Source organism: Pseudomonas helleri, from assembly GCF_009600315.1.
GTDB classification, from domain to species: domain Bacteria; phylum Pseudomonadota; class Gammaproteobacteria; order Pseudomonadales; family Pseudomonadaceae; genus Aquipseudomonas; species Aquipseudomonas helleri_A.
This window is the reverse complement of the sequence record NZ_WIWC01000205.1, coordinates 1-233: the sequence shown is the minus strand read 5'-3', so window position 1 is coordinate 233 and position 233 is coordinate 1. Positions and strand designations below refer to the sequence as shown.

The 233-nt window shown below is 60.1% G+C and carries 1 protein-coding gene; it reads left to right on the top strand.

What is annotated here, in order from left to right; all coding sequences use genetic code 11:
- On the top strand, positions 1 to 233 hold a 233-nt coding region (locus GHN86_RS23320), incomplete at both ends, for a PAAR domain-containing protein (protein ID WP_178127124.1).

Here is a 233-nt window from a genome sequence, read left to right as displayed (position 1 = left end):
TTATGGCCCGGGGCTATTTTATTGGTCTGGACGACAAAACGACCTGCGGTGGCAAGGTGCTGGAGTCAGACCCTGGCATTACGTGGAATGGCATTCAGCATGCCCTTGAAGGCCACTTGGTCAGTTGCGGGCAGGACGGTAAGGCCTACCCGATCTGTGGCGGTGTTGATGGGTTTATCAGCAATGGCCGGCGGGTGGCTGGCACGCTGGACAGCCGCAGCGGTTGCCCCTGC